The sequence below is a fragment of the Egbenema bharatensis FJBBOT/2019 genome (assembly GCF_048077055.1).
GTDB lineage: Bacteria > Cyanobacteriota > Cyanobacteriia > Elainellales > Elainellaceae > Egbenema > Egbenema bharatensis.
In genome coordinates this window covers 2,355,813-2,379,496 of sequence record NZ_CP182236.1, presented here as the reverse complement: position 1 = coordinate 2,379,496, position 23,684 = coordinate 2,355,813, and the positions used below count along the sequence as shown (strand labels likewise).

Here is a 23,684-nt window from a genome sequence, read left to right as displayed (position 1 = left end):
ATTTTCATGAATTTGGGCGTTAAATCGTCCATCGCCCCCCAGTGTCATTACTGAGACAGCATCGCCTTGAACCTTACCTTTTACTGCGTCTAGAGAGGATACTATGTCTAGTTTTCGTCCCCTGCGGTCTGGGACTGCGGTATTTAGTGCCTTGACAATGTTAGCGGGTGCAGCCACACCGATCGTTGTTTTTCAACAAGCTCCTGCCTATGCACAAGTTACTTTCTCAGATCTCTCTTCCGATTATTGGGCAAGAGGTTTCATTCAAGAACTCGCTAATCGGGGTGTAATCAGTGGTTTCCCCGATGGGACATTTCGCCCCAATGATCCCGTAACGCGGGCCCAGTTTGCAGCGATGGTGCGTCAGGCATTCCCCCGATCGGCAACCCGTGGGCCAGCAAGATTTAATGATGTACCTGCTAACTACTGGGCGGCTGAAGCCATTCAAGCAGCTTATACGACAGGTTTCTTGTCAGGATATCCCGATAATTTCTTCCGTCCAGATCAAAATATTCCTCGTGCGCAGGTACTGGTTTCCTTAGCAAATGGCTTAGGATATGGCACTGCTGGCGCACCGGGCACTACGCTACAGGTTTACCGGGATGCCAATGGTATTCCTGATTGGGCCAGAAGCAGTATTGCTGCTGCGACGGAACGGCAGATCGTGGTGAACTATCCCGATGTCAGTACCCTGAATCCCAATCGTCCTGCGACACGGGCTGAAGTGGCGGCCTTTATCTATCAGGCGCTCGTCAGTGCGGGGCAGGTTGCTGCAATCCAGTCTCCCTACATTGTTGGTAGCCAGGTTTCGGTGCCTCCCCAGGCGGTGCAGATTCCAGCCGGAGTGACGATTCCGGTGCAGTATACCCAGGCAGAGCGGATCTATGTTTCGGCGGAAGAGCCAGAACCCGTTCCGGTAACGCTGACGGTTGCCCGCAATATCGTCTCCCAAACAAACCAGGTTTTGATTCCAGAAAATAGCCGGATTGAGGGTGAAATTCGGATCGTGTCTGGGGGTGCTCGCTTCTATGCCCGTGAGGTAATTTTGCCGGATAACACTCGTCGTCCCATTAACGCAACCTCCAGAATTGTCCGCACGACCCAGGAAATCAACCGCAGAACCAATGTGGGTGTGATTTTGGCGGGAGCGGCTTTAGGGGCAGGGGCCGCCGCCGGAGTAGCCGCAGTGACCGGCGATCGCGCCATTGCCACGGAGGAAGTTCTGGGTGGGGCTGGCTTAGGAGCCTTAGCTGGATTGTTCCTGGGACGCAGCCGGGTGACGTTGATTGCGATCGACCCAGCAGTGGATCTGGATCTGACGCTAGAAGAACCGTATGTCGTTCGGTAATCTATCGGCAATCTATCACCAGACGATCGCGCTTTTGGACGGGACTATCCTTGCCACGCTATACCGCCTTGACGGAGCACTTCCCATCCTTGTCCAGTCCATTTAACCACCGTTGAGGGAACCCCCGAACTTGTTTTGGGGGTTTTATTGTTGGGTTGTAAGGATGATTCTGGTTCTAATTCCTCTTCTAATCTCTCTAGTTCCTGAGGGTGCAGGGTCAATACCTCTGGGAAGTGCTGGTTAATTTCCGAGAGGGTTTCCAGGGGCGGTTCCCCCGATCGATTCACGCTAGTAGTGGCAAGGGGTTGGGTGAGGGAAAGGAGATGGCGGGCGATCGGATGATTGGGAACGCGAATTCCAATGGTTGTGGGATCAGTCGGATTCATGGCGGGCGGAAGGCGATCGCTGGCGGGTAATACCAGGGTTAAGGCTCCGGGCCAGTATTGCTCGGCGACTTGCTGCCACAGGGCAAGTTCCGCTTCACTGCCTTTGACATAGGGCCATAAATCGGTGCTATCTCCCCCCATTAAAATTAGCGGTTTGGTTTGACTGCGTTGTTTGGCCGCAAAAATCAGGGCAGCGCGATCGGGGCGCACGGCAAGGGCTGGGACCGTGTCAGTTGGAAAGCTGATCAGGTGAGTTCCCGATCGGGCAGCGTGGAGGAGTTGGGTCAGGGGTACGAGGGGCATGGGAGTCGGGAGTGGGGAGTTTGAACACCTGAGATGGGATCAGATTATTACTTTGGTCGTAATGTTGGCAATCACTAAATTTTGTCCAGCAATCGCGCAGACTCATGATTTTAGGGTTGTTCCAGTTGGGCAGATTGGATTTCTGTGCACAGTGATTCTCCAACAAAGCCCGATCGCAAGCTATTATCGACTCGGTAGAACTTAATTTTTGTTTAAGCTCTGAGATTTCACGTTACAATCCTCAATAATTCCTGATATAGCAATGCTGAGAATTATCACTGACTTCGATGGCCCGATCATGGATGTGTCTGAACGATACTATCGGGTTTACCACTTTTGCCTGGATCAAGTACAGGAGCCAGGGCAAGCCATTCACCGTTTGACGAAGGCAGAATTTTGGCAGATGAAGCGGGCACAGGTTCCGGAACAGGAGATCGGCAGACGGTCTGGTCTAAACGATGAACAGTCCCTGGACTTTGCTCGATTGCGCCGACGCACCGTCCACACTTTGCCCTATCTGGCTTACGATACCCCTTTGCCAGGGGCAATTGATGCGCTGGAACGCTTGACCGAGTTGAGGGTTGAGTTGGTCACGATGACCATGCGCCGCACTCGGGAACTTAATGCGGCCCTTAATCAGTACAGCCTGGGACGATTTTTTCAAGCCGATCGCCGCTACTGCCTCAGCAATGATTACCCCAAAACCAATGATGTGGATGACAAAACCTGGTTAATGGGTCAAGCGATGGCAGAACTCCCCCCTGCCGCCAAGACGTTCATGATTGGGGATACTGAGGCGGATATTCTGGCCGCTAAGGCTCACAACATTCCCATGATTTCAGTGCTGTCGGGAATTCGGAACCGCGATCGACTTCAGCGGCATCAACCTGATTGGGTTGTGGCAAACCTCAGTGAAGCGGTAGAAATTGTGATGGAACAGTTTGCTCTTGTCAAAACTTCATGACCTCTACGCCCTCAACCTTACCTTTACCCCCCGGTGATTTTGGCTTGCCGTTGATCGGTGAAACGCTAGATTTCTTTGGTGATGCCAACTTTGCCACTAAGCGGTTTCAGAAGCATGGCTCAATTTTCAAGACGCGCCTGCTGGGGAAGCCAACCATTTTTATTCAGGGTGCGGATGCCAATCGGTTTATTTTGACCGGTGAAAATCAAACCTTTGTGGTCAGTTGGCCACCCAGTACACGGGCATTGCTGGGCAAACGATCGCTGGCATTGCAGGTGGGAGACATTCATCAAAATCGGCGGAAACTCTTAGCCCAGGCGTTCATGCCAAGAGCCTTGGCGGGCTACATTGCCACGATGGAGGAGATTACGCACCGCTATTTGCAACGGTGGGAAACTCAGGGGCAGCTCACCTGGTATCCAGAACTGCGAAACTATACGCTGGATGTGGCTTGTAAGCTGTTGGTGGGACTGGATCACGGTTCCCAAACGCCGCTCGGACAGCAGTTTGAGGTTTGGTGTAAAGGGTTATTTTCAATTCCCTTGCCGCTGCCCTGGACTCGGTTTGGGCAGGCAAAACAGTGCCGCGATCGACTCTTACAAACGATTGAGCAAATCATTCGAGAAAGGCAGCAACGATCGGATCCGGGGACGGACACATTGGGATTACTGGTGCAGGCGACCGATGAGGCGGGCAATCATTTCAGTGCAGAGGAACTGAAGGATCAGGTATTGCTGCTTCTGTTTGCGGGACATGAAACCCTGACCTCTGCGGTGGCTTCCTTTTGCCTGTTGACCGCCCAATATCCAGAAGTTCTGGACAAAATCCGTCAGGAACAGCAGCAGTTTCCTGCCGATCGCCCCCTGTCGTTGGAAAGTTTGCGGGAAATGACTTACCTGGATCAGGTTCTCAAGGAAGTGTTGCGGCTGGTTCCTCCTGTGGGAGGTGGATTTCGTACGGTCGTTCAGGATTGCGAGTATCAGGGCTATCAAATTCCCAGGGGATGGAGTGTGCTGTATCAGATTGGTACGACCCATAAAGATGACTTGCTCTATCCTGATCCCGATCGCTTTGATCCTGATCGATTCAGTCCCGATCGGATTCAATCACAGACGGTGGATCAACAAAAGTATGGGTATCTACCATTTGGGGGTGGCATTCGGGAATGTTTAGGTAAGGAGTTTGCTCGCCTGGAAATGAAGATTTTCGCAGCCCAACTGGTTCGTTATGCGGATTGGCAACTATTACCGGATCAAAGCCTGGAGATGGTGACGATTCCGACACCGCATCCCAAAGATGAGTTACGGGTTCGGTTTGAGAAGCGCGGGATGCCGAATGGAAATGGGTGATGCCGGGAGATCGGTGAACCAATCATCATTCAATGTTGAGCCAAGACAGTAGCGATGGGATGGCTCCTGTTAGAGATTTGCTACAGTGAACGATATCTGGCAGCTTTGAAGATAGAACAATGGTCAGACAACTCCCCCATTCCCGATCCAGTCCTGCGAGTCCTCTGCCTCCCCTTGAAAGTGGCGATCGCCTCACTCGCCCTGAGTTTGAGCGACGCTATGCAGCAGCCCTTCGTATCAAAAAAGCGGAACTGATCGAAGGAATCGTTTACGTGGCATCTCCTCTGCGTTTTACTCCCCATGCCGAACCCCACAGCCGCTTATATATTGTCTGGCAGGCGTTTGAGAATCGGCTGGACTGGTTTCAGTTGGTGGAGGGGGAGTATCGATCGCTATATCCTGATGCTGATGGGATGATTCGCAGTCAGAGGTTTCCGGGGCTATGGTTAGCGGTGGAGGCACTGTTAAGTAATCAGATGACGCGGGTATTGTCTGGATTACAGGAAGGAATAAATTCTCCGGATCATGCAGCGTTTCTCACGAAATTGGGTTAGCAAGGCTAGGCGCGAAGGTTGTTAAGCTATGAGTGGTGGGCAATGCCCTACTACTACAGGATTTGAACTTTATGCAGGTGACTGACCTGATACTGCTTCACGGCTTCTAGTGAGGTTTCATCTCCTGAACTCCACATGGTTGTGACCTGACCACAAGCTTCAATTCTGGCTTCGTAGACCCCCGATCGCTCACCATCGGGCGAGGTAAAGTGAATCTCAACGTCTGCCCAGTTTGGTGCATCTGCATTGGATGGATCGATCGCTAATGTTTCTCCCCATTTCAAATCACTCAACCAGTCCCAACCTTCTTGCAGCCAAATTTCCCGTTCCGCAATTTGCTCAAATTGATTCAGCACACACCAGCCTTGATAAAACGAACGCATCCGATCAATTTCTCCCTTACGGTGTACCAGTAAATCCAGTTGGTTTGATTCTAAATGACCCCAACAGCGTCCTTCTGGCATATCTAGCAGTGTAGGGGCAAACTGATGCTGCCCAAAGTGGCTTACCCGCCAAACGCGCAGACGATTGCACGCATAATGTTGGCGAAGTTGCCGATAAATGGGATAACCAAAGCGAGCACAGGCAACATCCACATTCCCGTGGGTACAGATCAGTAAATCGCGGACGTGATCGGTATCCTGACGATAGGGTGCAAAGGTGGGAAGGAGCTGCGGCTGGAGGAACAGAGCCGTCACCAGGGATGCAACGGCATCAGTGGGCACGAGGTATTCCCGTTTCTCTAATTGGGCAAAGGGGGTAGGAGGACGACGGAAATGTAAGACGCGGGTACGTCCCGGTTGGGAATAGTCTCGATCAGGGGCGATTGCCAGGGGTCTAAACCGAAAATTAAGCTCCCATACGGGTGCAAGTGCAGCGTGAACATCCGGTGGGACTGGATTCGGTTCCATCCAAATCGTCTTGTCCCAGGGTAAGGGCATTTCTAGAATCAGCCATTGATCGTAGGTATCCGCTGTGCCGATCGGATCTTCCCCGTTGGTTTTCGACACGACGGAACAAAAACGACAATTGCTAGCTGTAATCGTTGACATGGTTGCCTCTTAAGCCTGAAAAATCAACGCTGAGTGTGAAACTATGCCAGAGAAGATGATCGCTCCTGACTACGGTTCTTGCTCATCTATTACTTCCTCTTTCAGCAAGGATTGAAACAAATCATCGATGACTAAGTTAGCAGCGATCGGTCCAGGCCCAATCCAGTAGTAGGGCACCTCGTACACGCGATTGGTTTGGACGGCATTTAGCTGTTGCCAGAGCGGATCTTGCTTCAGTTGCGTCACTGCCGCGTTGATTTCCTGATCATCTTCTCCAGGCAAAGCAGAATTCCACAGAAAGATCACATCCGCATCAATGTCCTGCATCCGTTCCCGCGATAGCCGTTCTGAAAAGCCAGAGTGGCGTTGGCTGGGGGGACGCTGTAATCCGGCATCACGGACGATCGTTCCGGCAAAGGTCTGATCGAGATAAACCGTAATACGGCCATCGGCTGGAACTGTAATTACTGACACTTCAAGGGTTTGCAGGCGATTGCCCATCTTCGCTTTAAATTCTGCTAAACGTGCTTCGTAGTCCGCCATGAATTGATCATGGGCATCGGATTGACCGAGGGCTTCACTCACCAGCGCAAAGACGGTTTTCCAGTCGGCACTGCTTTCAAAGGGAGCCAGGACGGTTGGTGCAATTTGAGAGGCTTGAGGATAAATCGCCTGGTGATAGGTGTTTCCTAGAATTAAATCTGGGCGCAAGGACAGGGTTTTTTCTAAGTTCGGTTCACCCGTAATGCCGATATTCTCAACTCCTGTTAAGTCGGATTGTAAGTGCGTCCAATCGGTGTTGATTGTTCCAATGGGGGTCACTCCGATCGCCAGCGCAGACTCTAAAGATGTGCTATCGAGGGTGACAATGCGCTGAGGGTTGGCAGGTATTTCAGTAGTTCCTACTGCATGGGAAATGACTCGAACCTCGGTTTGAGATGCAGTTTCATTCCTACTCGAAGCAGAATTACGACTGGAAATGCCATTGCAAGCGGAAGCGAAAGCAGCCGAAACAACGATCAGCAAAATCCACAGCAGAATCCGTTGTATTTGCCGCAGTTTGAACCCAGAAAAAACACCGTTATTGTTCAATCTCATCATCGTTTTAGAATTCAACCGAGACAGAACCAATGACCGTTAGAGGGGCACCTACTGCAATACTGGTTCTACCAAATTCAACGCCAGTGTAGTAATCCACACCGAACAGGTTTTGCACGTTGACGGCTGCTCTCCAATTATCGCGTCTGTAATAGAGGGCAGCATCGGTTCGGAGAAAGCTGGGAAGTTCGTAGCTGTTATCTAAATCACCTGCTCGATCGCCCACAAAAAACAGACCCAGTCCAAATCCCAATCCTTGCAAATCACCCTGCTGAATTTCATAGGTTGTCCAAAGGCTGGCACTGTGATAGGGCACATTGGGTAAACTCACCCCTTCTTCAATGAAGTTATCTTCGGTGACTTCGGCATCAATATAGGCATAGGAGGCAATCAGATTCCACCCTGGTAGAATTCTGCCAATCACATCCAACTCAATACCCTGGCTGCGCTGTTCACCCACTGCGATCGAAAAATCTGGATTCTCTGGATCAGTTGTTGCTACATTGCTTTTCGTCAGGTGAAACGCGGCTAAATTGGCAGTTAATCGCCCATCCAACACTTCACCCCGAATCCCCACTTCATACTGGGTGCCCCGTTCCGGTTCCAGCAACGTTCCATCCACTTGCTCTCCGGAGTTGGGAGAAAAGGAGCGGCTGTAGCTGGCATAGAGGGATAGAGGCTCGATCGGTCGGTAGACCAGTCCCACACGCGGGCTAAAGGCTTCGTCGGATTGACTAGAACGATCGCCACCGCTCAGCCGATTAATGTTCAATTGATCTACAAAGTCGAAACGTCCGCCAATCAGGAAATGTAGATTATCCAAAATATCAATTTGATCTTGGATATAGAGTCCCCAAGACTCAGTTCGCCGTTGGGAATCGCGGAATCGCACTTCGGTAATATCGCGGTCTTCCACCCGTCCATAGACCGGATCAAAAATGTTAATCGGAGCAGCCACAAAATCTTTCGGAGACTGGTTAAATCCATCATCAATTTGACGACTCCAATCTACTCCAAATAGCAGCGTATGCTCAACCGATCCCGTATTAAAATTACCGACAATATTCGTTTGCAATTCATACACTTCCCGCAGGTCATCATTAGAAGAATAGAAGCGCGTCAGTTCTCCAGTTTCTTCATTCAGTGTATCGGGATCAATGCGATTGTCGAAGGTATCTGCCCGTTGAAAGCGAAAGGCATTGCGAACCGTCCAATCCTCATTAAAGTCATGCTCAAAGCGATAGCCCGCACTCCAGGCTTCTGTACGCCGGAAGTCATCTGGTTCACCCAAAATGCGCTCAACGGGAATATCTGCCACGCCATCTCCAATCGCAACAACACCGCGATCGAAGGGACGTTCATCGCGTAGGTAATCAAACTCCAGGTTCAGCCTTGTGCGATCGCTCAACTCGATCGCCAGGACAGGAGCCACAAAAATGCGATCGATGTCTTGATCAAAGTCACGGAAACCGTCTGAATGTTCATAGGCGAGATTTAAGCGATAGAACACATCTAGTTCGGGAGACACCGGGCCGGATAGATCAATTTCGGGACGGATGAAACCAAAACTGCCCGCTTGCAACTCAAAGGAATAGAAGGGTTCCGCCAACGGCTGTTCTGTGATGATGTTGATCACCCCACCGGGTTCCAGCGTTCCAAATAGTACCGATGCGGGCCCTTTTAAGACTTCAATTCGTTCGATATTTGCCGTGTCTCGAAACAGGTTGCGGCTATCGCGGAAGCCATCGCGGAAGGTGTTGAACTGACGAAATCCCCGAATAATAAATTCATCCCGTGATCCGCCAAAGGAGTCTCCAGACTGCACACCACTCACGTTCCGGGTGGCATCCTGCAAGCGAATCACTCGCTGATCCTCTAGCACCTGTTGGGGAATCACCTGGATGGATTGGGGAATCTCTCGCAAGGGCGTATCAGTTCGGGTGGCGGTGGTTGCATTACTGGGGGCATATCCATCCTCCTGTTCCCCTGTCACGATGACCTGAATGGCATCTTCGTCTGTTGCCACGGCCTCCGTTCCCGGTGTGATGCTGAACACCAGCCCTGGGCGGGATGAATTCAATACAGACTCTGGCGGCGCATCCACTCCCGTGATCGCCACTCTGACTCGATTATTGGGCAGGTTTGTGACAGCAACTAAGGCAATGCCTGCGATCGGATTTGCCTGCTGAAACTCCTCTCCCTCTGGTAGAGCCAGAACCGCATTAGAAATCTCAGCAATGAATGCATTTCCCACGATCGAAGTGGCTGGAATACCCAGATCTCCGGTTGTTTCCAGCCTGATCTCGATTCCAGTTGCGACAGACTCAACCCGCACTCCCGTAATTTGCACCGCTGTTTGTGCGATCGATGAATCCTGAATTTGCGACATCCATGCTTCTACCGTCGTTGCAGGCTGCTCTAGCTCATCCAGGGTAGAAATGGCTGATACGATTTCATCGGCTTCATTCCCCACTTCTTGCGCCCATGCAGACTGAACAATGACTAAAGAAACAATCCCCCCTACCCATCCCCATCGGCGCAGTTGTTTTACCATGACTCCACACACCAAGCAAACTATCTAAATGCAAAAGATATGCAAGAAGCATACGGTGAGAGATGTCCCCTCGCAAAGGGATTTTTAGCTACGGGGCGGATTATTTTTAGCACTCGCTGGATTTTTCAGGAACCAAAGGTATCATCCGATGCAGGGTTGCCCGACCTTGATAGGTTTTGGGACTGACTCCAAACTTCTGCTTAAATGCCTTAGCAAAATACCCAGAATGCATGTAGCCGATCGCCCGCGCCACTTGCTGCACACTCATTTGTCCTTCAAGCAACAGCAGCCGAGCTTGCTCCAGGCGATAATCCCGCAAATAGCCAAATACCGTAGTGCCGAAAACCTGACGAAACCCTTGTTTGAGTTTAAAGTCATTGAGTCCCACCTGACGGGCCAGGCTCAAAATTGATGGGGGATGATTCAGTTGAGCCACCAAGATTGCTCTGGCGTGGTGCAGGCGATCGATGTCATCTTGCTTTAGTAACGGTTCAGACCGAGAAAGAACATCGGCTTCTGCAAACTGAGCAAACTGGAGTGCAGCCAGTTCCAACACTTTCCCCTCCAGATACATTTGCTTAATTGCACCCTGGTAAGGACATTGCAACACTTGATGAAGAATCACCTGCATATCTGGGGTAATTTTTCCTTGCCGATAGAACGAAGACGGAGACTTGCCATTGGTGATAGCTTGCAGTTCTTGAGGTAGACCCAAAGATGCTGCAAATTGTCGAATTACATCTAGCTTCAGCCCAAAGCGAATTCTAACCACCTGTTCTTCAGCAAACCATTGATCAATCTCAACGCCATCCTGAATGCATTCCAGATAGTGCCCACCGGGTACTTCCAAGTTTTCATCCGTCAGTCCTATATGCTGACTTTTGATCGTTCCTGAAAGGAAGAAACTTGATGCAGCCCCCAACTTGCAGAATCTGCTCTATAAATTACATCTTCCTGCGCTTGATTGGATTCGATCGTCAACCATAAATCCCGCAGGTTCATTTCTTGAAACCATCCCTGATCCAGGACATTGCACCAGGTCGATTTTGTTTCAAATGCTTCCGGATGACAAACGGTTTCCCTTCTAGAGGGATCCGACTGCAAACGGTCGTTATAATCCTGTTCTGAAAGCACTAACGGCATGGCGATCGCATCTCACTCCAACCCATCTGGGGAGGTCTACAAATTATTGCTATCAATTCTCAATTAATTTGAACCTTGAGTCAAGCAGGGACGATATCTTCGGTAAGCTGCGCTAACGCATGGCTCCTGGTAAGGTTTTCAAGGGCAGTTTGAGCGATTGCCCTGATCCCTTGCCGGAGTTTTTCTGAGCCCTATCTGGAGTTTTAGCGAAAGAAGCGATCGAGTGGACAGCCAAAACCAGGTAAAAGGGGTGAACTGATTTCATCACTGGCAAACAGAGTCGCTGCAAGTTGGAGGGTGGCTTGTTGCCGTCGATACACCTGAACTTGCTGCAACTGGCGATCGACGATCCAGTACTCCCGCACTCCCTGAGTCGCGTAGAGCTTGAGTTTGACCTCTCGATCGCGCCGCTCATTCTCCTCACCAGGAGACAGGACTTCCACAATCAATTCGGGTGCCCCTGTCAGATGTTCGGCTTCATCCAGCAGCATTGCCAACCGTTCCTTGCTGACCCACACCACATCGGGAATTACGTTATCCGCATCTGAAAAGATAATTCCGGGCGTTGTTGTTGCTTCTCCCAGTCCTGTTTCATCAGACCAACGGTTTAACTCAGCGCAGATATTGTCGGCAATCTTCTGATGGCTCCAACGGGGTGCTCTGGTCATAAATAGTTCACCGTCAATAATTTCGTAGCGAGTGCCGTTATCAGGCAGCAGATCCAGGTCTGCGCTCGTCCAGCGGACTCGATCGGTGGCGGACTGGCTCATAAAGGTACTCCTTCTCAAGCAATAGCCTTATTTTAAACAGATGCTTACTCCGTTACCGCTGTGGAACGATGGGGCAAGACACCCTAGAAGGTTGATCTCCAACTTCATCCTGCCCTACGCCATTTCGCTCAAACCTGATCCGGGTTGATGCCCAACTCTCGCAGTTTCTCCGCCAGGCGATCGGCCCGTTGACGTTCGGATTCTGCCCGTTGACGTTCGGATTCTGCTTGTTCTGCCCCCGTCGGAATCACCTGTCCTGACTCGTCGCACCAACGCAACCATAGCCGAGGTACGTCGTCCTCAAATGCACCTTGCCACAGCGTCAATCCTAATCCCACCGTTTCCAGCCACACGGACTGCTCGACGACATCAATTCCCTCTGGTGGAGTCAATTCATCATATTGTCCAGCGGTGAGCGTCCAGACGCGCAATAATGCCCCGTTCATCTCCGTTTCATCCTGGATCTGCCGCAGGGGGTCAAACACGACGTAGTACGGCACCCCAATCTGGGCGTAAATCTCTTTTTTGCAAGACGGTTTGCCCTTTTGCTGCGATTTTTGGCTGAGGGATAACTCATCCCCTTCTTGATTGGAGACAATTTCGAGGCAAATATCAGGAACTTTGCCAAATTCCCAGACAAAATAGGAACGATTGCGCCGCTGGGATAAATCTTCAGCTCGCTGTACTCCCAGGCTCAGAAGCACATCAGGTACGATCGGATCACCTTTTAGCTTATAAAACAGCCCCACATTGGCAGCCGCCAGAAAGGGCAATGGCAGTACTTTGGAGCTATGGAGCGGCTCTACCAGTAACCGTTGCTGCACTTCCGATTGAAAGTTGTCCACAGGTGTATCGTCTTCAATGGTCAGGTGGCTGATGTCAAGCTCAGTGACAATCTCATCGAAGGATTCGTCTGTGTTGAGAAGTTCTTGAGTCATGACCTACTGTGAAATCTGGACAGGACTACTATTCCTTTAAACTATTATCCTCTAATACTCTGGAATCTGCGCGAAGTGGGTATACGATCGCCACTAACACACTACTCCACGGATAAATCACGCAAGTAATAGAAGCGATCGCGGTTCAAACCACCTGCTCGCATCCGTCCTAAATAACCTGCCAGGGGTGAGGAAAGTTCGATCAATAACTCATAAACTGCTTGTCTATCAAGCTGTATGCTTGGATCGTTTATTTGAAATGCGCTTCTGTAGGCACCATAGATTTCTGCGACTTCTGATTGTTCGCTGTTTGCGTGAGTTAGCTTTTTGACGATCTGAACAAGTTGCGATCGAACCTTTAGATCTTGCAAAATCTCATCGATATAGTGATTGAGCTTAGTATCTGCATCTTCTCCAAAGGGAGCTTCCCGTAAACAGGGTTCTAGAGCTAATAAATCGATCGATCCTTCGTATTTTGCCTTAAGTTCAAGAAGTCTTTGCAGTGTTTCAGGACGAATTACATTCATTTTGTTTCCAATTGCGACTTTATTAGCTGGGTTGGTTAGTATTCCAGCAGCAAATATCACCTTAACTGAATTGTCATACTCTTCAGGAAAATGGGTTTGCCCCAAGTAGGTCAGTTGAGAGCAAACATCAGTTGGTACATGTTGATTTTTGCTAGCTTTACATTCCCCGACTAATGGATAAGGTTCTCTACAACAAACATCTATTCCACCAGCACCACCTGTCGCTTCTGGGTCAAGACTTGCTTTTGGGTTTTGGTGAGAATTGCTAAAACCTAATTTGATTAAACTTCTACGAACTAGTTTCTCGAATTCGTTGCCATCACTTGAGTTACCAACTTCAGAAATTTGCTTGATCCAAGTTAAATCGAGATCAGATTGATGGTTGCTTTCACTACTCACTCGCCAACCCAGCAAAGCTCTAACTTCTTGTCTGATTTCTTGAGCAGAAGGGTTGTCAGCAGCCAATGGGGCAACCGTTCCTTCTAATTTTCTTAATTCAAAAGAAAGCGGCTTTTCTCCTTTCTCCAGTTGTTGCTGACGCTGTGCGAAAACAGTTTCATCTAGAATAGGAAAAGTCTCAGTAACTTTGATAGAAGTTGGGGGGCTATTCTCTAAAGCAAGACTCGACAAGCTGACAAACTTCCCATGTTTTTCAGAGGTGATAGAGCTGGCGGAAACTGAGATGGGATCAGCTAACCTATAGACTTGTAAGTAAGACAAAAAGATGTGTTGTCTCTGTTCTAGGGTTTCTTGCAGAACTGCTTTCGTCCAAACAGTAGAAAAAGCCAACACTTCTAATTGCTTTACATCGTGAATCATTGTACTTAACTCACATCTTGCCCACACTTCGATTTGAACGGTTGAAGCATTTAAAGCAGCTAAAGCTGCCTGGGCAGATTTGTGAGAGTAGGAATGATATTGCTGTTCAATAGGCAAAGAGCTAATTAATAGCTCACAAGGATATAGAGCAAATGTCCATCCTCGCTGTACGGCCACTTTTGAAATAGCGACAATATTCTGCCCTTCAACTAGCGCAGCAATATCAGGGGCAGGTAGACATAATGCCCGATCGATCGAGATCAACTCATCCATTGACGGTTAGTTCTGATAGATTTTCCATGTCTGCCGTCTGTAGTTCGTCAGAGTCCGTTTCTGAGTCATCGCTTTCAACTAAAGCTTCTGGTTCACTTTCAATTGAGGGAACTTGATAGGAAGGATCACTCAGAATTTCCTGCAAAAGAGGATTATGACTGCCTAAAAGTTTTTCAGCCCCCTTTTGAGCAATGAAATCAAAGATCTGTTTCTCTGTCAAGTTGTAGTCCACTTCTCGCTTCTCGTAGACAGCGTTAATAGCAATTAGAGGTTTGATCTCTTCCTCTTTCAGATCCACAAACTCTCCGCCTTTACTACACAGAGGCTCAATGTATGTTTTCTTGATAAAAGAGCTGATGGATTTATTTTTCGATCGAACTAAACAGCCTCTAGTTAAACCAAAATTGTTCTCTTCGTCAAGTAATTGCCTTAGCCCTGCACCTAAAGCTCTGCCACCATCATGCTGCAAGACCGCAACACCAATACAAACATCTTTTTCATCCTCTTTGCCAAGAATCTTGAAATTGAGATATTTATCTTTGCCTCCTCGTTTTTTGACTCCAGTGCTAACACTCTCAACACTGACCCGCTCTACTGTTTGATCAACAAGTGTCTGGAAGCCAAAGAAAAGCGCATTAGCAATTACGGAATTGTTATCCAGACGTGTTCCTAGCTCTCCATCTATTTCATTGTTAAAAGCCAGTTCAACTTCATCAAAATTGGATTCAGCTTCACTGGGGGTTTCCTCACTCTCAGTGATTCCTTGATGAGGTAGATGGCGATTTCCAATGTCTACTTCAGGCGGCTTGCAATTTTCCCTGCACCAGACAAGAACCCGTCTTGCTGTTAGCCGTTCTCGACCCAGTTCTTTCAATTGGTGCTCATCAAATGGATAAAGTGCATGCGGGGGAATCAGGTGCTTTTCTGCGTAAAATTCTTGAAGAAAGCGAGCAACTAATTCGATGACATTGTCGCCATTCATATATTGCAGGTCGTATGGTTCACCAATTGCTGTCATTCTACTCCATACACCAGCAGGCATCTGCTTAACCTTCTCGTTCCAGATCCCTGGCATCATAACGCTGAGAATTACGCCGCGATGCAGGTTCTCAAACAACTCCTTGACTAAGCCCGCTATCACTTGAGCTTTGTGTAGACCTCCATCATTACATTCAGGAACATCCAGCTCATCAAAGCAAATCACCAACTCGTTGTATTCGCTGATCAAAGCCAAGACTTGTAAAACGGTGTCAAAGGATTGAGATTGAGTTGGCAAACTCAATTCATTGGCTTTGTATTGAGCCAGTTCTTTGCCGCCTAACCAGTTTGATGCGTAGGAGGCTTGATCATCGCATAAAGTCCAAAAGATGGCTCGGACAACATCCGGATTCTTGACGCTTCTAGCTTTGCGGAATGCTTTAGTTAATTGATTGATCCATTTTTTAGCTTGATCTTCATCAGCATCCTCAAACTTCTTGATGAGTCTTTCAGCCGGAAGGAATTGAGCTTGCAGATTCGCAGCTTTAATCGCGTCGTTCGCCATCATCGTTGCAAGTTCCTGCCACTGCGTCATTCCCTGTCTGCCAATATTGCTTAAGCCATCAGCTAAAAGGGATTGAAAGCCTTGTTTGGCTCGATTGAGATCATCAAATTGATTGGCATAAACAAATAAAGCACCCCCTTGAGCCTGAAGGCGATGGCGAATACGGCTAATGATATGGGTCTTTCCGGTTCCGTCTTGAGCGGTGATCAAGATAGAAGTTGTTGAATAACGACCCGAACGAATCTTTCCTAATGCCTGAAAAACAGCATCAGAAGCATGGGCATTGAGGGATTCAACATCAGGAAATCCCTTTCCCCACACGTGGCTAGCTTTAAGGATAGGAGCTTGAGCAAAAGGATTATGCTCTTTTAGAGCAGCATGAATTTCCTCAAGGGGAGAGGGTGATACAGGGGCAGAAGTCATGGTGAAATTGTGTGAAGGAGCGACTAGGTTGATAAATGTTTAGGGCAGAAGGTGTGTAGGGTTTTACAACTGCTTTGCGTAGTAGCGTACCCCACCCAGTTTGGTTTCAATGGAATCTTCAGCTTTATCAGGGGTGAGACTGGGCATCTCCCCACCAATCAGTTGCAAAATATCGTTTGCTTGCAGTTCCAGCATCCAATCATTGAACTGGGAACGAGAAACCCGATCGCCAATTTCTCTACGAATCCGATAAATTGGAACCAGGTTATCGAAGTTATAGTCTCGATTGAGCCGATCGTATACTCCTAGCGCAACCGATTTAAAGGCTTCGTAAGATGCGATCGTATCTCCCAGTGCTTTCCCATTTGTATCAGCCTTGCTGTTGATACTGGTTGTACCCATTTCACGTATCCATTTCAGCAATGCATTCGCTGTTTTTGCCCCAACCTGAGACGAAAAGGTAAAATCAACATTCTTCAGACTTTGGTTCAGCAGGTCTACTCCTGCTGGAGAAAGAGAAACTGTAGATTTGGTGACAGCGATCGCGTTATCTTTCTCTAATTGATCTAGAAAAACCTTGTAATCCGCACTTTTCTTGCCCTTCTGAACAACTCGCCTTGTTAACTCGCCTCGTTTAACTTCTGCTCCTACTCCTCCTAATTCCCATAGCGTGAGAAGGATACGAGTTGTATTTTGTAATGCGGTCAAATTGACTTGTGTTTTCGTGGCTGGCATACTGAATTATCCTGATTATCCTGGACTGGCTGGAGGAAAAGGAGTGCAATGAAGTCGCTCTTATAGATTCAGAGTACCCAAACATTTCTGTGTGATCACTCCAAAAGTAATCTTTGAAACAGAGTTCTTACAGAGCCTACATGAGAACTTTATAAAGATATGTAAATATACGTAGCGGCGATTGGTTAGCCCTCGCCTCTTTCAGGATTAGATTGGCTTGCACTGTATGCCCAGATCTCAAATTTGGCTTGAGAGGATACTCTGACTTTCAGCGATCCGTAATGGTTCTGGCAAAACCCTGCAAATTCCTCCATGACGAGATAAAATGCTTCATCTGTTCTGGAAAGTGGCGATTCTCCTTCGGAGACACGGTGTGAACGCCTGACTCGTCCAGAATTTGAACAGCGATGCTGGCAGGTGATATGGCAACGGTGCTGGCGGTGGTGCAAGAAGGGTTGCAGACTTTTGACCATGCCGCATTTGTACAGCTGTAGGATGGGTTGCAAGTTACAATTGAGTCACATTAAACAACAGGTCAGGCTGATGATTCCCCTCATGTTGGAGATGGAGACGGCAGATATTCACCTGAGCGATGAGCAATTTTATCGGCTCTGTCAGGTCAACCGAGATTTGCGACTGGAGCGCACCGCTGAAGGAAAACTGATCATCATGCCGCCAACCGGATGGGAGACTGGAAACCGTAACTCTAAATTGAACCAGCGTTTAGGTAACTGGGCAGACAAGGATGGAAGAGGTTTAGTTTTTGACTCTTCTACCGGATTTATCTTGCCTAATGGTGCAACGCGATCCTCCTGCGGAGGCGCGGTGCGAACGCCCGATGCTGCCTGGGTCAAACGAGAGCGTTTAGAAGCACTCCGCCCCAATCCCGAGCGATTTTTGCCGCTCTGCCCCGACTTTGCGGTTGAGTTGCGTTCTGCCAGCGACGACCTAAACACGGTACGAGCCAAAATGCAGGAATATTTGGAGAATGGAATGCAGTTGGGCTGGCTGCTTGATCCCTATAATCAGCAGGTTGAAATTTATCGAACGGGTCAATCGGTTGAAGTGTTGAACTCACCAACGGAACTATCTGGCGAGACGGTGTTGCCTGGGTTTGTACTGCAACTGGACGGAATTTTGTCGTAGAACATAGCAAAATTATTGCCATCGCTGCGTGGCAAATGTTTTAGAATTTACCCCAAACGCTGGCCTGATCAAACCAGCGATCGCTTCTTTTCTTCAAGATTCAGGCAACGGTGGAACTCTGACTAATAGGTGCGATCGCAGTTCCCCCGGCATCTTCGGCGGCTTCACATAACCATCAGCACTGTTGATATAAAGCTCACTGAACTGTTGCAATTCAGAAACGCTTTGAGAATGGCTGAGATCAACAAAATGATAGGTGTATTTTCCGGGACAGGCAAAAGTGACGGAACAGGGACGATCGCATGTCCAGAGGCAGCCCACCTTTTGAATTGTTAACTGGTTATTCTCAAATTCATTCTGTTGAGATACTTGTAATTGGTTGAATAACAGAACGCCTTCCGTCACCGTGTCATCCGTGACATCATCGTGGGCGATCGACGCACTGCAAGAGGTGCAAATAAACAGCGTGTGTTTTGTCATAATTCAGGAGTTTCTACCAGGTATTTAAACAAGTCATCGAGAACTGCGTTGGCTGCGATCGGTCCACTGCCAATCCAGTATCCTGGAACTTCGTAAACTCGGTTTTGCTGCACAGCTTTTAGAGTAGACCAGAGTGGATCAGCTTTTAGTCTTGCTTTTTCCGCTTGAGCTTGTTCGGCGGTTTCATCCTGGCTATCATACGCCCACAGGAAAATCACATCTCCATCTGCATCCTGGATCTTCTCTCGGCTGACGGTGTACTGAATCGAATTCCCAAATAAGGTGTTCGCTGCTGCTGCTGTGAAATTCTGAGCAGGAGGACGAGACAAGCCTGCATCAGCTACAACTGTGCCGCAAAAGGAATCTTTGAGATAAAGATTCACATGGGTTGGATACACCCGCACGATCGACACTTCCGTTTCAGCAGCACGATTCCCCATGCGTTGCTGAAATTCCTCCAACCGGGCGTAGTAGTCATTCATCACCTGTTCTGCTTCTGCGGTTTTACCCAGTACTGCGGCATAGTGCATGAAAACTTCTTTCCACTGTCCGCTATGTTCAAAGGGAATCAAAACCGTTGGAGCGATGCCCGATAGGATATTGTAATCAGCACTGACATAATCACCGCCCAAGATCAGATCCGGTTTGAGTGACCAAAATCTTTTCAATGCTTGGTGCATTGTTCCCACCAACATCTTCAATCCCTTCCAGTTTGTCTCTGAGATGAATCTCCTGGATACCCAAATTATCACTACCGATCGGTCTAACTCCTAAACTGAGGGCATCATCCAATCCTCCCAGCACCACGATTCGTTGAGGATTGTTGGGCACACAGGTTTCCCCTCTAGCGTGCTGAACAATATGGCACTCTGCATCAAGATTCGCACGACTGTTGATGTTTGGCGTACAGGCATTGCTAATGATGATTACAAAGAGAAAGGTGAGCAATCCCAGAAAGATCGATCGCCAATTCTTGATTCGTAAATTGATGCAGGAGAGTTGCTGAGTCATTCTGTAATCATTCGTCCAGTTTTACTTAAGAAGGTGGGCAGTGCCCACCCTACAAAGGGGTAACTGCTCTAAAATTCAACGGCTAGAGAACCGATGATCGTAAAGGGCGCGCCGGGTTCGATCGCCACTCTGCCAAAGTTGTTCGATCGGAAGTACTGCACATCAAACAGGTTTTGAATATTGATGGCAGCCCGCCAGTTGTTTCGGCGGTAAAACACAGCAGCATCAGTACGGAGATAGCTGGGTAAATCAAAAGTATCTGCAAAATCTCCCGCCCGTTCGTCAATGTAGAAAAGCCCTAATCCAAAACCGAGTCCTTGTAAGTTACCGTCTTGAATTTCATAGGTTGACCAGAGGCTGGCGGTGTTGCGCGGCACGTTTTGAACTCGGCTGCCGTCCGGTAGATCATTACTTTCAGTCACTTCTGCGTCAATGAAGCCGTAGGATGCAATCAGGTTCCAACCTGGAAGGATTTCTCCTGCTACGTTCAGATCAATCCCTCGGCTGCGCTGTTCTCCAATGCCAATACTGAAGTCTGGATTGTTGGGATCAGTGGTAGCCACATTGGACTTGGTGATGTCATAGAAAGCCAGCGATGCCGCCAAACGATTATTTAACTCAGCCCGTAGCCCCACCTCGTACTGAGTGCCTCGCTCTGGATCAAGAAAATCACCGCTTACGTCTGTGCCAAAGTTCGGCTGGAACGATCGGGCATAGTTGGCATACAGCGAAATCGGTTCGATCGGTTGATAGACAATGCCAACGGTCGGAGTAAAGGCAGTCAAATCCTGTTCCGAGGTGGTTCCTGAAAGGATATCGCGGTTGTTTTGTGAAACCGCATCAAAGCGTCCACTCAGAACCAGAATCAGGTTATCAAGAAGCTGAATTTGGTCTTGTACCAAAACGCCCAATGCATCGGTGCGGTTATTGTTATTGCGAACTTCATTGGTGAGGTCAGTCAGCCTGGGGCGATCGATTACATCATAAACAGGATTGAAGATATCGATATCCGGGGTTAAGCCTGCGGGTAGCCGCCTTTGGGTGCCGACAGAGGTTTCTCGTCGGAGATCAAACCCCAGCAAAAGATTGTGTTCAACGGAACCCGTTAAGAAGTTACCGAGCAAATCAGTCTGTAGAGAATAGGTTTCGTAGATATCATCATTTGAGCGAAAATTGCGAGATAAGATCCCAGTTTCTTCATCTAAAGCCAGCGGTTCCGCCCGAAAATCAAGGGCTTCACTAGATGACAACCGAAACTGATTGCGAATTCGCCAACTGTCGCTCAATTCATGTTCTAAACGATATCCAGCCGTCACCGATTGGATTTCTCGAACATCATTTGGCTCACCCAGAAAACGGGTAATGGGAATATCGATAATATCTCGTCCGATCGCCAAAAAGCCGCGATCGAAGGGGCGTTCATCCTGTAGATAGGTAAAGTCAAGATTCAGCGTTGTAGCATCGCCAATCCGAAATGCCAGAGAAGGAGCCAGAAAAATTCGGCTGACATCTTGATCAAAATCCCGGAAGCCATCGGAGTATTCATAGGCAACATTGAGCCGATATAGGATGGTGCGATCGTCGTTGAGCGGCCCCGTTAAATCGATCGTGGGGCGAACAAAGCGATAGTTTCCGGCTCGTAACTCAATCTCGTAAAATGGCTCATCTAAGGGCTGCTTTGTCACCAGGTTAATCACACCGCTTGGTTCAGTATTACCAAACAGCACCGCAGCAGGGCCGCGCAGCACTTCAATGCGCTCAATATTGGCGGTTTCTGAAAAGCCTGATCCGAAGGTCGATCGAAATCCATCCACGAAGACATCATCAATGAAAAATCCGCGAATGTTCAGCTGATCGGCGGTTCCACCAAAGCCACCATCCTGTACTACGCCGCTTGTGTTTTGGATGGCATCCGTCACGCGGGTAATTGCTTGATCTTGTAAAACTTGTTCGGGAATCACCTGAATCGTTCGCGGGGTATCTCTTAAGGGCGTATCGGTGCGCGTTGCGGAAGTCGCATCCGTGGGGGCATAGCCTTCATCCTGTTCCCCTGTGACAATGACTTGAATCGCCTCATCCTCGGTAGCGACTGCCTCCGTTCCGGGCGTAACTGCCAGTATCAATCCCTGGGCCGTGAGATTGAGTTGGGCGATCGGCAGGGCATCGACTCCAGTAATGGCAATTCGGACGCGATTACCGGGCAGGGCAGTGACGGAAACCAAGGCAATCCCCTCAACAGGATTTGCTTGTTGAAACTCATCTCCCTCCGGCAAAGACAGCACTGCATTCGGAAGATCAGCGATGACGGCATTCCCGACAACAGAGGTAGATGGTTCTGCCAATTGCCCCGTACTTTCCAGGGTGAGATTCAGCCCGGTTTCCGTAGCATTCACCCGTACCCCTGTCACCTGCACCAACGCCTGAGCAATGTCAGCCCGCCATTCCTCAAGGGTGGTTGCCGTTGGCTCAACATCCCTGAGATGAGGCACTTCAGAAGGGGTCACTCCCGCTTCTGGTTCAGTCTCTCTCCCGGATGCCTGTCCCTCTGCCCAGGCTGGAGTCGTTGCCAGACATAGAACGAACGCCCACAAAATCGATCGCTGCATTTGATTCACACCACACACCACAATTGATACAACATGAGTAAGAATTATTCCCAATAAAATACCGAGAAATGGTGGCGCATGGGCGATCGGCTTGACCACTGGACGGAATGGTTTGAACGCTAGGCGGAATTTTTGAGTTTTGTTAAATACTCTCTGGGGGTAACACCAAACTTTTTGCGAAAGGCCGCCGCAAAGTAACTGCGGTTAGAAAAACCGATCGTCCTGGCCACTTCGGTCACATTCAATCGCCGTTCCTCCAGGAGTTGACGAGCTTGCTCTAAGCGGTAGTCGTGCAACAGCCCAAAGGCCGTTTGACCAAATACTTGCCGAAAGCCCCGCTTCAGGGTGCAGTCATTCAGCCCAACCTGATGGGCCAAGTCCATTAAAGAGGGTGGATTGTCTAACCGCTGCAACAAAATTTCCCTGGCATGGTGAATGCGATCGACATCATCGGGTTTCAGCAAATGAGTACGCGAATGATTCATGTTTCGGCTGGCTTGCCGTTCAACTTCTTGCTCAATTAACAACGCCATCAGTTCCCAAACTTTACTTTCCAAATACATTCGTTTGGTTAAACCTTGAAATGGACAATTCAGGATTTGCTGCACAGCAGTTTGCATAGCCCCCGTCATGCTCCCCGTCCAAATACGGTAAACCTCCGAGGTAGGTTTAACTAAATCATGCAGAGCTGGTGAAATTTCATCAAAGCTGTCCTGCCAGGAAGCCAGAAATCGTTCTGGTTTAATGTGAACAGTTACCTCAATTTGCTTGGTGGCACGATATTGGGTACGCTCTACTGGAGCCATGCCGCTCCCCCAAAGAGAATATTGCCCTGCATGAACTGAATAAACTGCATCCCTTACCTCTCCTGAAAGGAGAAAGCTATACTCAATCGGGTGTTCGCGTTCTGGCAGTTTGATAGTCATATCATCATGGAGCCGATACCGAGATATCATCAGATCCACCCCTTCACGCAGCTCAATTTGTCGTACAAGTCCACGCCCTAACTGGGACGGATATTGCCAAGTTACATCACACTTATCCGTGCAGACAGGCGGTTCAACCTCTGCGGTTTCCTCAAATAGATTCCAGTAGGCGCGATGCGATAGGGTGGTAGGCATAGGAATTTGGAGGAGTACACAACAAAAAGCAACTACTAGCTGAGAAATATTCTCAAAATTGTTGCATAATTATGTCCTTATTACCACTGCCCCGTTCACCCTGCCCCATGCCCTGTTTGTTGCTCCCGCTTTCCCTATAGCTAAACCACCCATTTTTGCAGGAACCCATTTTTGCAGGAACCCATTTTTGCAGGAACCCATTTTTGCAGAAAATGGATAGCGTACTGCCAGGTGAATAGCCTATAAGTCAACTCATCCCGGCTTTACATATTTTTCACCTCGGGTAGAGGGAAGATTCAGCAATTTAGCGTAAATTCTGCTGAATGGGAACATATTTTGGCTTCTAGAAGGGGTTTCTGACGCTTAAACCGAACTTTTGCGAAATTAGCCAATTTGTTTAAATTTACAATACATCGATTATGAAGGTAGGAGCGGAACCATCGGATGTCACCTTGTGTTTTTTTAAGGTTTCATAAAGTATCTTCGTTCTCTATTGCAGTTAATTTGTCACGAGATATACTTTCTTCAGATGGAGCTTGTA

At 48.6% G+C, this 23,684-nt stretch carries 21 protein-coding genes; 5 read left to right on the top strand and 16 right to left on the bottom strand.

All coding sequences use genetic code 11. The annotated features are described in order from the left end of the window. The first annotated feature begins 103 nt into the window (after positions 1–103). Positions 104–1,348, top strand: coding sequence for an S-layer homology domain-containing protein (locus ACM1PF_RS11080; protein ID WP_416674521.1), 1,245 nt, complete (start codon positions 104–106; stop codon positions 1,346–1,348). A gap of 44 nt (positions 1,349–1,392) precedes the next feature. On the opposite strand, the gene ACM1PF_RS11075 is transcribed toward ACM1PF_RS11080, so the two are convergent. Next, a complete protein-coding gene (locus tag ACM1PF_RS11075) occupies positions 1,393–2,037 on the bottom strand; it encodes an L-threonylcarbamoyladenylate synthase (protein WP_416674520.1) in 645 nt (214 codons plus the stop codon). A 262-nt stretch (positions 2,038–2,299) separates the two neighbouring features. On the opposite strand from ACM1PF_RS11075, the gene ACM1PF_RS11070 reads away from it, so the two are divergent. The 3 genes from ACM1PF_RS11070 (at position 2,300) to ACM1PF_RS11060 (ending at position 4,904) form a co-directional block, all read left to right on the top strand. After that, entirely contained in the window at positions 2,300–3,001 is a 702-nt protein-coding gene (locus tag ACM1PF_RS11070; protein WP_416674519.1) for an HAD family hydrolase, read from the top strand. Further along, a complete protein-coding gene (locus ACM1PF_RS11065) occupies positions 2,998–4,350 on the top strand; it encodes a cytochrome P450 (RefSeq protein ID WP_416674518.1) in 1,353 nt (450 codons plus the stop codon). Before ACM1PF_RS11070 ends, ACM1PF_RS11065 begins: the two co-directional genes overlap by 4 nt. Positions 4,351–4,469: 119 nt before the next feature. Further along, on the top strand, positions 4,470–4,904 hold the full coding sequence (locus ACM1PF_RS11060) for a hypothetical protein (RefSeq protein WP_416674517.1): 435 nt from the start codon (positions 4,470–4,472) through the stop codon (positions 4,902–4,904). Between the two features lie 53 nt (positions 4,905–4,957). Here ACM1PF_RS11060 and ACM1PF_RS11055 read toward each other — a convergent pair whose 3' ends face one another. The 10 genes from ACM1PF_RS11055 to ACM1PF_RS11010 all read right to left on the bottom strand — a co-directional run bounded on the left by ACM1PF_RS11055 (position 4,958) and on the right by ACM1PF_RS11010 (position 16,779). Continuing rightward, positions 4,958–5,956 (bottom strand): sucrase ferredoxin, encoded by a 999-nt coding sequence (locus tag ACM1PF_RS11055; RefSeq protein WP_416674516.1) that lies wholly within the window; start codon positions 5,954–5,956, stop codon positions 4,958–4,960. 69 nt (positions 5,957–6,025) lie between these two features. Further along, on the bottom strand, positions 6,026–7,057 hold the full coding sequence (locus tag ACM1PF_RS11050; protein ID WP_416674515.1) for an ABC transporter substrate-binding protein: 1,032 nt from the start codon (positions 7,055–7,057) through the stop codon (positions 6,026–6,028). A 4-nt stretch (positions 7,058–7,061) separates the two neighbouring features. After that, positions 7,062–9,608 carry a TonB-dependent siderophore receptor gene (locus ACM1PF_RS11045; RefSeq protein WP_416674513.1) on the bottom strand — a complete coding sequence of 849 codons (2,547 nt, stop codon included), beginning with the start codon at positions 9,606–9,608 and terminating at the stop codon, positions 7,062–7,064. A 106-nt stretch (positions 9,609–9,714) separates the two neighbouring features. Further along, positions 9,715–10,458, bottom strand: coding sequence for an AraC family transcriptional regulator (locus ACM1PF_RS11040; protein WP_416674512.1), 744 nt, complete (start codon positions 10,456–10,458; stop codon positions 9,715–9,717). 17 nt (positions 10,459–10,475) lie between these two features. Further along, positions 10,476–10,751: a hypothetical protein gene (locus tag ACM1PF_RS11035; protein ID WP_416674511.1), complete on the bottom strand. Its 276-nt coding sequence runs from the start codon at positions 10,749–10,751 to the stop codon at positions 10,476–10,478. Between the two features lie 203 nt (positions 10,752–10,954). Further along, on the bottom strand, positions 10,955–11,521 hold the full coding sequence (locus ACM1PF_RS11030) for a Uma2 family endonuclease (RefSeq protein ID WP_416674510.1): 567 nt from the start codon (positions 11,519–11,521) through the stop codon (positions 10,955–10,957). A gap of 128 nt (positions 11,522–11,649) precedes the next feature. Continuing rightward, positions 11,650–12,459 (bottom strand): Uma2 family endonuclease, encoded by an 810-nt coding sequence (locus ACM1PF_RS11025; RefSeq protein WP_416674509.1) that lies wholly within the window; start codon positions 12,457–12,459, stop codon positions 11,650–11,652. Between the two features lie 101 nt (positions 12,460–12,560). Beyond that, positions 12,561–14,078, bottom strand: a complete 1,518-nt coding sequence (locus tag ACM1PF_RS11020) for a DUF1802 family protein (protein WP_416674508.1) — start codon at positions 14,076–14,078, stop codon at positions 12,561–12,563. After that, positions 14,071–16,044 carry an ATP-binding protein gene (locus tag ACM1PF_RS11015; RefSeq protein ID WP_416674506.1) on the bottom strand — a complete coding sequence of 658 codons (1,974 nt, stop codon included), beginning with the start codon at positions 16,042–16,044 and terminating at the stop codon, positions 14,071–14,073. The genes ACM1PF_RS11020 and ACM1PF_RS11015 overlap by 8 nt, the downstream gene beginning before the upstream one ends. 63 nt (positions 16,045–16,107) lie before the next feature. Continuing rightward, the gene (locus ACM1PF_RS11010) at positions 16,108–16,779 is read right to left on the bottom strand and encodes a hypothetical protein (RefSeq protein ID WP_416674505.1); all 672 of its coding nucleotides are present in this window, start codon (positions 16,777–16,779) and stop codon (positions 16,108–16,110) included. Positions 16,780–17,322: 543 nt separating this feature from the next. On the opposite strand from ACM1PF_RS11010, the gene ACM1PF_RS11005 reads away from it, so the two are divergent. Then, complete coding sequence (locus ACM1PF_RS11005; RefSeq protein ID WP_416676622.1) at positions 17,323–17,925, top strand: Uma2 family endonuclease; 603 nt, start codon at positions 17,323–17,325, stop codon at positions 17,923–17,925. Between the two features lie 93 nt (positions 17,926–18,018). On the opposite strand, the gene ACM1PF_RS11000 is transcribed toward ACM1PF_RS11005, so the two are convergent. The 5 genes from ACM1PF_RS11000 to ACM1PF_RS10980 form a co-directional block, all read right to left on the bottom strand. Continuing rightward, on the bottom strand, positions 18,019–18,405 hold the full coding sequence (locus ACM1PF_RS11000; protein ID WP_416674504.1) for a DUF1636 family protein: 387 nt from the start codon (positions 18,403–18,405) through the stop codon (positions 18,019–18,021). Next, positions 18,402–19,073, bottom strand: coding sequence for an iron-siderophore ABC transporter substrate-binding protein (locus tag ACM1PF_RS10995; protein WP_416674503.1), 672 nt, complete (start codon positions 19,071–19,073; stop codon positions 18,402–18,404). Before ACM1PF_RS10995 ends, ACM1PF_RS11000 begins: the two co-directional genes overlap by 4 nt. Continuing rightward, positions 19,027–19,416 (bottom strand): hypothetical protein, encoded by a 390-nt coding sequence (locus tag ACM1PF_RS10990; protein WP_416674502.1) that lies wholly within the window; start codon positions 19,414–19,416, stop codon positions 19,027–19,029. The genes ACM1PF_RS10995 and ACM1PF_RS10990 overlap by 47 nt, the downstream gene beginning before the upstream one ends. A gap of 68 nt (positions 19,417–19,484) precedes the next feature. Further along, positions 19,485–22,121, bottom strand: a complete 2,637-nt coding sequence (locus tag ACM1PF_RS10985) for a TonB-dependent siderophore receptor (protein WP_416674501.1) — start codon at positions 22,119–22,121, stop codon at positions 19,485–19,487. Positions 22,122–22,141: 20 nt separating this feature from the next. Then, entirely contained in the window at positions 22,142–23,143 is a 1,002-nt protein-coding gene (locus ACM1PF_RS10980) for a helix-turn-helix transcriptional regulator (protein WP_416674500.1), read from the bottom strand. Positions 23,144–23,684 lie beyond the last annotated feature (541 nt).

Excerpts from the sequence above, each read along its gene's own strand:
- ACM1PF_RS11015 (WP_416674506.1), bottom strand. The coding sequence starts at position 16,044 with ATGACTTCTGCCCCTGTATCACCCTCTCCCCTTGAGGAAATTCATGCT.
- ACM1PF_RS11045 (WP_416674513.1), bottom strand. The coding sequence starts at position 9,608 with ATGGTAAAACAACTGCGCCGATGGGGATGGGTAGGGGGGATTGTTTCT.
- ACM1PF_RS11035 (WP_416674511.1), bottom strand. The coding sequence starts at position 10,751 with ATGCCGTTAGTGCTTTCAGAACAGGATTATAACGACCGTTTGCAGTCG.
- ACM1PF_RS11005 (WP_416676622.1), top strand. The coding sequence starts at position 17,323 with ATGATTCCCCTCATGTTGGAGATGGAGACGGCAGATATTCACCTGAGC.
- ACM1PF_RS11075 (WP_416674520.1), bottom strand. The coding sequence starts at position 2,037 with ATGCCCCTCGTACCCCTGACCCAACTCCTCCACGCTGCCCGATCGGGA.
- ACM1PF_RS10990 (WP_416674502.1), bottom strand. The coding sequence starts at position 19,416 with ATGACTCAGCAACTCTCCTGCATCAATTTACGAATCAAGAATTGGCGA.
- ACM1PF_RS10980 (WP_416674500.1), bottom strand. The coding sequence starts at position 23,143 with ATGCCTACCACCCTATCGCATCGCGCCTACTGGAATCTATTTGAGGAA.
- ACM1PF_RS11020 (WP_416674508.1), bottom strand. The coding sequence starts at position 14,078 with ATGGATGAGTTGATCTCGATCGATCGGGCATTATGTCTACCTGCCCCT.
- ACM1PF_RS11010 (WP_416674505.1), bottom strand. The coding sequence starts at position 16,779 with ATGCCAGCCACGAAAACACAAGTCAATTTGACCGCATTACAAAATACA.
- ACM1PF_RS11065 (WP_416674518.1), top strand. The coding sequence starts at position 2,998 with ATGACCTCTACGCCCTCAACCTTACCTTTACCCCCCGGTGATTTTGGC.
- ACM1PF_RS11030 (WP_416674510.1), bottom strand. The coding sequence starts at position 11,521 with ATGAGCCAGTCCGCCACCGATCGAGTCCGCTGGACGAGCGCAGACCTG.
- ACM1PF_RS11000 (WP_416674504.1), bottom strand. The coding sequence starts at position 18,405 with ATGACAAAACACACGCTGTTTATTTGCACCTCTTGCAGTGCGTCGATC.
- ACM1PF_RS11080 (WP_416674521.1), top strand. The coding sequence starts at position 104 with ATGTCTAGTTTTCGTCCCCTGCGGTCTGGGACTGCGGTATTTAGTGCC.
- ACM1PF_RS11055 (WP_416674516.1), bottom strand. The coding sequence starts at position 5,956 with ATGTCAACGATTACAGCTAGCAATTGTCGTTTTTGTTCCGTCGTGTCG.
- ACM1PF_RS11070 (WP_416674519.1), top strand. The coding sequence starts at position 2,300 with ATGCTGAGAATTATCACTGACTTCGATGGCCCGATCATGGATGTGTCT.
- ACM1PF_RS11025 (WP_416674509.1), bottom strand. The coding sequence starts at position 12,459 with ATGACTCAAGAACTTCTCAACACAGACGAATCCTTCGATGAGATTGTC.
- ACM1PF_RS11060 (WP_416674517.1), top strand. The coding sequence starts at position 4,470 with ATGGTCAGACAACTCCCCCATTCCCGATCCAGTCCTGCGAGTCCTCTG.
- ACM1PF_RS11050 (WP_416674515.1), bottom strand. The coding sequence starts at position 7,057 with ATGATGAGATTGAACAATAACGGTGTTTTTTCTGGGTTCAAACTGCGG.